The organism is Kitasatospora sp. NPDC056138 (assembly GCF_042264695.1).
Taxonomy (GTDB): Bacteria; Actinomycetota; Actinomycetes; order Streptomycetales; family Streptomycetaceae; genus Kitasatospora.
This window is the reverse complement of the sequence record NZ_JBHJVK010000004.1, coordinates 216087-224557: the sequence shown is the minus strand read 5'-3', so window position 1 is coordinate 224557 and position 8471 is coordinate 216087. Positions and strand designations below refer to the sequence as shown.

The window sequence follows — 8471 nt, the reverse complement described above, 5'->3', positions numbered from 1 at the left end:
AACGACCGCCGCACCGGGCCGGGGCGGTGTGCCCGGCCGTACCGACGGCCGTGGGGGGGGGGGCGCCCAAGCGCGCGCGGCCGCCGCGGGGGGGGCGGGGGGGGCGGGGCCCCGGGGCCCGGGCCGAACGTCGGTGCCCGCAGGGCTTGCGGTCCCCCGCACCCCCGCGCCCCTGCGCCCCGCCCCCGCGCGCCCTGCGCCCCCATGGGCCGCCGCTGGACTGTCGCCCTGCACGATCGACCGGACGAGCCGGGGCCCTCGGCCCCCCCCACGTTCCGTCCCGGACCCCGCAGGGCTCGCGGGGGCGCACGGGCCCCGGTCAGTCGCCGACGTAGGCCGCGAGGTGCTCGCCGGTGAGGGTGGAGCGGGCGGCGACGAGGTCGGCCGGCGTGCCCTCGAAGACGACCCGGCCACCGTCGTGGCCGGCGCCGGGGCCGAGATCGATGATCCAGTCGGCGTGCGCCATGACCGCCTGGTGGTGCTCGACGACGATGACCGACTTCCCGGAGTCGACGAGCCGGTCGAGCAGGCCGAGCAACTGCTCGACGTCGGCGAGGTGCAGGCCGGCGGTCGGCTCGTCGAGGACGTAGACGCCGCCCTTCTCGGCCATGTGGGTGGCCAGCTTGAGCCGCTGCCGCTCGCCGCCGGACAGCGTGGTGAGCGGCTGGCCGAGGCTGAGGTAGCCGAGCCCGACGTCGGCGAGCCGGCCGAGGATGCGCTGCGCGGCCGGCGTGTGCGCCTCGCCGGAGCCGAAGAACTCCTCGGCCTCGGTCACCGACATCGCCAGCACCTCGCTGATGTCGCGGCCGCCGAGGTGGTGGTCCAGCACCGTTGCCTGGAACCGCTTCCCGTCGCACTCCTCGCAGGTGGTGGCGACGCCGGCCATCATCGCCAGGTCGGTGTAGACGATGCCGACGCCGTTGCAGGTGGGGCAGGCGCCCTCGGAGTTGGCGCTGAACAGCGCCGGCTTCACGCCGTTGGCCTTCGCGAACGCCTTGCGGATCGGGTCGAGCAACCCGGTGTACGTGGCCGGGTTGCTCCGGCGCGAGCCGCGGATCGCGCCCTGGTCGATCGACACCACACCCTCCCCCGGGGCGGCGGCCGGGGACTGTCCCCCGCTGGCGGTCCCCGGCAGCGACCCGTGCACGAGCGAACTCTTGCCGGAGCCGGCCACGCCGGTGACGACGACCAGCACCCCGAGCGGGATGTCGACGTCGACGTCGCGCAGGTTGTGCGTCGTCGCGCCGCGGATCGCAAGCCGGCCGGTGGGCGTCCGCACCGTCTTCTTCAGGGCGGCCCGGTCGTCTAGGTGGCGGCCGGTGACGGTACCGCCGGCCCGCAGCCCCTCGACGGAGCCCTCGAAGCAGACGGTGCCGCCCGCCGCACCGGCGCCGGGACCGAGGTCGACGACGTGGTCGGCGATCGCGATCACCTCCGGCTTGTGCTCCACGACGAGCACCGTGTTGCCCTTGTCCCGCAGCCTCAGCAGCAGGTCGTTCATCCGCTGGATGTCATGGGGGTGCAGGCCCGTGGTGGGCTCGTCGAAGACGTAGGTGACGTCGGTGAGCGAGGAACCGAGGTGGCGGACCATCTTGACGCGCTGCGCCTCGCCGCCCGACAGCGTGCCCGACGGCCGGTCGAGCGAGAGGTAGCCCAGACCGATCTCCACGAACGAGTCGAGCGAGTGCCGGAGCGTCGCCAGCAGCGGCGCCACCGACTCCTCGTCGACGCCGCGGACCCACTCGGCCAGGTCGCTGATCTGCATCGCGCAGGCGTCGGCGATGCTGATGTCCTTGATCTTCGACGACCGGGCGCCCTCGCTGAGCCGGGTGCCGTCGCACTCGGGGCAGGTGGTGAAGGTGACCGCCCGGTCCACGAACTCCCGGATGTGCGGCTGCAGCGACTCCCGGTCCTTGGCGAGGAACGACTTCTGGATCTTGGGGATCAGCCCCTCGTAGGTCAGGTTGACGCCCTCGACCTTCACCTTGGTCGGCTCACGGTGGAGGAAGTCGTGCATCTCCTTCTTGGTGAACTCGCGGATCGGCTTGTTCGGGTCGAGGAGGCCGGACTCGGCGTAGACCCGCACGGTCCAGAAGCTGTCGGACTTCCAGCCGGGGATCGTGAACGCACCCTCGGCGATCGACTTGGAGTCGTCGTAGAGCTGGGTGAGGTCGATGTCGGAGACCGTGCCCCGGCCCTCGCAGCGCGTACACATGCCGCCGGTGCGGGTGAAGGTCGCCTTCACCGCCTTCCTGGCACCGCGCTCGACGGTGATCGCACCGCTCGCCCGGACCGAGGGGACGTTGAAGGCGTACGCGCTGGGCGGGCCGATGTGCGGTCGGCCGAGCCGGCTGAAGAGGATCCGCAGCATCGCGTTGGCGTCGGTGGCGGTGCCGACCGTGGACCGGGGATCGCCGCCCATCCGCTGCTGGTCGACGATGATCGCGGTGGTCAGACCTTCGAGTACGTCGACCTCGGGCCGTGTCAGGGTCGGCATGAAGCCCTGCACGAAGGCGCTGTAGGTCTCGTTGATCAGCCGCTGCGACTCTGCGGCGATCGTGCCGAACACCAGGGAGCTCTTGCCCGAGCCGGAGACGCCGGTGAACACCGTCAACCGGCGCTTGGGGATCTCGACGCTGAGGTCCTTGAGGTTGTTCACGCGCGCGCCGTGCACGCGGATCAGATCGTGGCTGTCGGCACTGTGCAGCGCAGGCGACTGCGAGTCCGTCCTCGTGGCCATGCTCATCGTGTCTCCATCTGTGGGACGGGGCCGCCCGCGCGGTCCCCGTCGGCGTCGCCTGGCTCGATCCAACCAGCTTCGAGCAGTACGTCCGGTTTCTCCGTCGTCCGTCTTTCTCTGTCGTCGGCACGGTCGCGGCGACGCTCCGCCGCCTGCCCGAGCGCCGTCGCACGGCCGCCCGGACGGCTGCCCGGACGGCCGTGCGGACGGTTCAGCGGTGCTCGTTGATGCGGATCAGGTTGCCTGCGGGATCGCGGAAGGCGCAGTCACGGACGCCGTACGGCTGTTCGGTCGGCTCCTGGACGACCTCGGCGCCGCCGGCCCGTACCCGCGCGAAGGTACCGTCGAGGTCGGCGGTGGCCAGGGTGATCCGGGCGTAGCTGCCCTTGGCCATCATCTCGACGACGGTGCGGCGCTCGTCATCGGTGACGCCGTGGTCGGCGGCCGGCGGCTCCAGGACGATGGACGTGCCGGGCTGGTCGGCGGGGCCGACCGTGATCCAGCGCATCGCGCCGGATCCGACGTCGTTGCGGACCTCGAAGCCGAGGGTGTCGCGATAGAAGGCCAGGGCGGCGTCCGGGTCGTCGTGCGGGAGGAAGGTCCAGTGAATGGTGAGGTCCATGGCGATCAGGCTAGTTGCGGCTCGGCGGCCCGGGCTTCTCGATTCCTGACCGGTCCGGCCGCCGGCTCTCACCGGTACGACTCGTCGTGCCGCCCGGCCTCGCGGTCGTCGTCACCGGGCAGGCCGCTCGGCTCGTCCTCGGCCGGCTCCGGCTCCGTACGCCGTCGATGGTCCTCATCACCGTTCCTCGCCACCGGCCCCGGGTGCCGTGGGAAACTGACCGGGTGAGACGGCAGAACCTGGAGGACCTCGTCCGGCTGCGACGGGCCCGCGACCGGATGGACCGCGACTACGCCGAGCCGCTCGACGTCCCGGCGCTGGCGCGGGGTGCCCTGATGTCGCCGGGCCATTTCTCCCGCAGCTTCCGCGCCGCCTACGGCGAGACGCCGTACAGCTACCTGATGACCCGCCGCATCGAGCGGGCCAAAGCGCTGCTGCGGCGCGGCGACCTCACGGTGACCGAGGTCTGCTTCGCGGTCGGCTGCACGTCGCTGGGGTCGTTCAGCTCGCGCTTCACCGAGCTCGTCGGCGAGAGCCCGAGCGCCTACCGGGCCCGGAACCACGACCACGCCGCCGCCATCCCGGCGTGCATCGCCAAGATCCACACACGGCCGGTCAGAAACGGAGAAGCGGGCCCCGCCGCTCGGCCGTAGCCTGAACGGCATGGATATCAGGCTCTCGCAATGCTTCATCGCCGTCGACGACCACGAGAAGGCGATCGCCTTCTACCGCGACGTGCTCGGCCTGGAGGTGCGCAACGACGTCGGATTCGAGGGGATGCGCTGGGTGACGGTCGGGTCACCCTCGCAGCCGGACGTGAACATCGTCCTGGAACCGCCGCTCGCCGACCCGAACGCCTCGTCGGCCGACAAACAGGTCATGGCGGAGCTGATGGCCAAGGGCCTGCTGCGCGGCGTCATCTTCGCGACGGACGACTGCGACGCCACCTTCGAGCGCATCAGCGCCGCGGGTGGCGAGGTGCTGCAGGAGCCGATGGACCAGTTCTACGGCGTCCGCGACTGCGCGTTCCGCGACCCCGCCGGCAACCTGCTGCGCTTCACCCAGCCCCTCGGCAAGTGAGCCCTTGGCGGCCGCCGTCCGTACCCCTCGCGGACGGCGGCCGGCCGGGGTGCGCAGCGGCTCGTCGCAGCGGTCAGCCGCTTCAGCCGGATTCCGGCGACTCGTCCGGTGGGTGGACTCATCGGGTGTGCAGGGCCAACAGGCGGATGGATGCGTCGAGTTGACCGTGAGTCAGTCCAGCCGAGGCTCGAACTCGACCCGTGCCCGAGAGGGAAGCCGGACGGTGAACTGCCGTGCCCCACGCGCGAAAGCACCGAACCATCGCCGACTTCGGCGGGACTTGTGCGCCGTCGTCGAGGCGGGACGCCGTCGAACGCTCGGCCCGGTCGCTGGTGAAGCGCCGGCCGACCGTCGTCATCCAGTGCTTGGCCGGCCACCGCGGTGTCGGCAGGCTCCCGCGAACTCGACCGGCGGCATTGCGAACTCCCGTCCGGGCGGAGGACCGCATCCTCGGCCGTTCGCCTGCGCCCGGCCTTTTGTCGCGGGGGTCGGCGCGCAGTGCGAGGCCGAGCGTGAGGTCGGGTTCGTCATGCGCTCGGCGTGCACCCTGACCTCGGGTCAAGGTCAACCTCGAAGATCGCGCGGGCCGCCGACCATCGCTGACGCTCACAACTCCGGTCGAGGTCAAGAGAATTGCCGTGGACCAAAACAAGCATGCACGCTTGCTTTATTGCCCACCCGCTGCCAGGCTGCTGCCCGTTGGTGCGACTGGGTGAGGCACGCGGCGGCAGGGGAGACTTGCGGTGTTGCGGATCGGCAATGCGTCCGGCTTCTACGGGGACAGGTTCTCCGCGTTCCGGGAGATGCTCACGGGAGGTCCGCTGGATGTCCTCACTGGGGACTACCTGGCCGAACTGACCATGCTGATCCTCGCCCGTGACCGTCTGAAGGACCATCAACTCGGTTACGCCAGGACCTTCCTGCGACAGATGGAGGAGTGCCTCGGTCTGGCGCACGAGGCGGGGGTGCGGATCGTGGTGAACGCGGGCGGGCTCAACCCGGCCCGACTGGCGGACGCCCTGCACGAGTTGGCGGACAAGCAGGGCATCCCGCTGCGCGTCGGCCGGGTCGCCGGTGACGATCTCCTGCCCAGGGCCGCCGAGTTGGGGCTCCCGGACGGTCTGCTGGCCGCCAACGCCTACCTCGGCGCGTACGGGATCGCCGAGTGCCTGCGCGCCGGTGCGGACCTCGTGGTGACCGGCCGGGTCACCGACGCGGCGCTGGTGGCCGGGCCGGCGGCCGCCCACTTCGGCTGGCGGCCGCAGGACCTGGACGCCCTCGCGGGGGCGGTGGTCGCCGGACACGTCCTGGAGTGCGGCGCCCAGGCCACCGGAGGCAACTACGCCTTCTTCCGCGAGCACGACGTACGCCACCCCGGCTTTCCGATCGCCGAGATCGAGGCCGACGGCAGCAGTGTCATCACCAAGCACCCCGGCACCGGCGGCGCCGTCACCGTCGAAACCGTCACCGCCCAGCTGCTGTACGAGACGGCCGGGGCGCGCTACGCCGGTCCGGACGTCACCGCGCGGCTGGACTCCGTCCGGCTGAGTCAGGACGGCCCCGACCGGGTCCGGATCACCGGGGTCACGGGCGAGCAGCCGCCGCCCACCGTGAAGGTCGGGCTCAACCGGCTGGGCGGCTGGCGCAACGAGGTCGTCTTCGTCCTCACCGGCCTGGACATCGAGGCCAAGTCGGCGCTGCTGCAGGAGCAGTTGGAGCAGGCCCTGGAGCCGCGCCCGGCCGAGCTGCGGTGGACCCTGGCCCGTACCGACCACCCCGACGCCGACACCGAGGAGACCGCCTCCGCCCTGCTCCGGCTGACCGTCCGGGACGCCGACCAGCGGCCGGTCGGGCGGGCGCTGAGCAGCGCGGCGGTCGAGCTCGGCCTGGCCGGCTACCCGGGCTTCCACCTCACCGCCCCGCCCGGCCCCGGTGCGCCGTACGGGGTGTTCGAGGCGGTCCACCTGGACGCCCGCGCTCTTGCCCACGCGGCCGTGCTCCCGGACGGGAGCAGCGTGCCGGTGCCGCCGCCGGCCGCCACCCGCGAGCTCGTGCCGCTCGAACAGCCGCCGCTGCCGCAGCCCCTGCCGTCGGGGCCGACCCGCCGGGCACCGCTCGGGCTGCTGGTCGGTGCCCGCAGCGGCGACAAGGGCGGTGACGCCAACCTCGGTGTCTGGGCGCGTACCGAACCCGGCTGGCGCTGGCTCGCCCACACCCTGACCGTCGATCTGCTGCGCCGACTCCTGCCGGAGACGGCGGACCTGGACATCACCCGGCACCTGCTCCCCAACCTCCGTGCGGTGAACTTCACCATCGAGGGCCTGCTCGGCGAGGGCGTCGCCGCGCAGGCCAGGTTCGACCCGCAGGCGAAGGCGCTGGGGGAGTGGCTGCGCGCCCGCCACCTCGACCTTCCGGAGGCCCTGCTGTGACCGTCCTGCCCACCCGGCTGGACCCGACCGGGGCCGAGTACACGGCCAACCGGGACGCGATGCTCGCCAAACTGGCCGGGCTCGACACCGAGCACGCCAAGGCACTGGCCGGTGGCGGCCCCAAGTACGTGGAGCGGCACCGCGGTCGGGGCAAGCTGCTGGCGCGCGAGCGGATCGAGCTGCTGGTCGACCCGGACTCGCCCTTCCTCGAACTCTCCCCGCTCGCCGCCTGGGGCAGCGACTACCCGGTCGGTGCGGCACTGGTCACCGGCATCGGGGTGATCGAGGGCACCGAGTGCGTGATCACCGCCAACGACCCGACCGTGCGCGGCGGTGCCAGCAACCCCTGGACGCTGCGGAAGGCCCTGCGCGCCAACGAGGTCGCACTGCAGAACCGGCTGCCGCTGGTGAACCTGGTCGAGTCCGGCGGTGCCGATCTGCCCAGCCAGAAGGAGATCTTCATCCCCGGGGGCGCGCTCTTCCGCGACCTCACCAGGCTCTCCGCCGCCGGGATCCCCACCGTGGCCGTGGTGTTCGGCAACTCCACCGCCGGCGGCGCGTACGTGCCCGGCATGTCCGATCACACCGTGCTGGTCAGGGAGCGGGCGAAGGTCTTCCTCGGCGGTCCGCCGCTGGTGCGGATGGCGACCGGCGAGGAGGCCGACGACGAGTCGCTCGGCGGCGCCGAGATGCACGCCCGCACCTCGGGGCTGGCCGACCACTTCGCGCTGGACGAGCCGGACGCCCTGCGGATCGCCCGCCGGATCGTCCACCGCCTGCACTGGCGCAAGGCCGGAGCGGGCCCCCTGCCCGCCGCGCCGCCGCCGAAGTACGACGAGGAGGAGCTGCTCGGTGTCGTCCCCGGTGACCTCAAGGTGCCCTTCGATCCGCGCGAGGTGATCGCCCGGATCGTCGACGGCTCCGACTTCGACGAGTTCAAGCCGCTCTACGGCCAGAGCCTCGCCACCGGCTGGGCCACGCTGCACGGCTACCCGGTCGGCATCCTGGCCAACGCGCAGGGCGTGCTGTTCAGCGCCGAGTCCCAGAAGGCGGCCCAGTTCATCCAGTTGGCCAACCAGCGGGACATCCCGCTGCTCTTCCTGCACAACACCACCGGCTACATGGTCGGTCAGGCGTACGAGCAGGGCGGCATCATCAAGCACGGCGCGATGATGATCAACGCCGTCTCCAACAGCCGGGTCCCGCACCTCTCGGTGCTGATGGGTGCCTCGTACGGGGCCGGGCACTACGGCATGTGCGGGAGGGCGTACGACCCGCGCTTCCTGTTCGCCTGGCCGAGTGCCAAGTCGGCGGTGATGGGTCCGCAGCAGCTCGCCGGGGTGCTCTCGATCGTGGCCCGGCAGTCGGCCGCGGCCAAGGGGCAGCCGTACGACGAGGACGCGGACGCCGCGATCCGGGCCATGGTGGAACAGCAGATCGAGGCCGAGTCGCTCCCGGTCTTCCTCTCCGGCCGGCTCTACGACGACGGCGTCATCGACCCGCGCGACACCCGCACCGTGCTCGGCATCTGCCTCTCCGCGATCCACAGCGCCCCCATCGAGGGCGCGCGCGGGTACGGCGTCTTCCGGATGTAAGGGAT

Annotated in this window: 6 protein-coding genes; 4 read left to right on the top strand and 2 right to left on the bottom strand. The window is 72.0% G+C overall.

Annotated elements, in window-relative coordinates:
* Positions 1 to 319: 319 nt before the first annotated feature.
* Complete coding sequence (locus ACFC1R_RS04935; protein ID WP_375932788.1) at positions 320 to 2746, bottom strand: ATP-binding cassette domain-containing protein; 2427 nt, start codon at positions 2744 to 2746, stop codon at positions 320 to 322.
* Positions 2747 to 2951: 205 nt separating this feature from the next.
* A complete protein-coding gene (locus ACFC1R_RS04930) occupies positions 2952 to 3362 on the bottom strand; it encodes a VOC family protein (protein ID WP_375932785.1) in 411 nt (136 codons plus the stop codon).
* 278 nt (positions 3363 to 3640) lie between these two features.
* On the opposite strand from ACFC1R_RS04930, the gene ACFC1R_RS04925 reads away from it, so the two are divergent.
* The 4 genes from ACFC1R_RS04925 (at position 3641) to ACFC1R_RS04910 (ending at position 8466) form a co-directional block, all read left to right on the top strand.
* The gene (locus ACFC1R_RS04925; RefSeq protein WP_375932876.1) at positions 3641 to 4015 is read left to right on the top strand and encodes a helix-turn-helix transcriptional regulator; all 375 of its coding nucleotides are present in this window, start codon (positions 3641 to 3643) and stop codon (positions 4013 to 4015) included.
* 10 nt (positions 4016 to 4025) lie between these two features.
* The gene (locus ACFC1R_RS04920; RefSeq protein WP_375932782.1) at positions 4026 to 4442 is read left to right on the top strand and encodes a VOC family protein; all 417 of its coding nucleotides are present in this window, start codon (positions 4026 to 4028) and stop codon (positions 4440 to 4442) included.
* A gap of 743 nt (positions 4443 to 5185) precedes the next feature.
* Complete coding sequence (locus ACFC1R_RS04915) at positions 5186 to 6871, top strand: acyclic terpene utilization AtuA family protein (protein ID WP_375932779.1); 1686 nt, start codon at positions 5186 to 5188, stop codon at positions 6869 to 6871.
* Positions 6868 to 8466 carry an acyl-CoA carboxylase subunit beta gene (locus tag ACFC1R_RS04910; RefSeq protein WP_375932776.1) on the top strand — a complete coding sequence of 533 codons (1599 nt, stop codon included), beginning with the start codon at positions 6868 to 6870 and terminating at the stop codon, positions 8464 to 8466. The genes ACFC1R_RS04915 and ACFC1R_RS04910 overlap by 4 nt, the downstream gene beginning before the upstream one ends.
* The last annotated feature ends 5 nt before the right edge of the window (positions 8467 to 8471 follow it).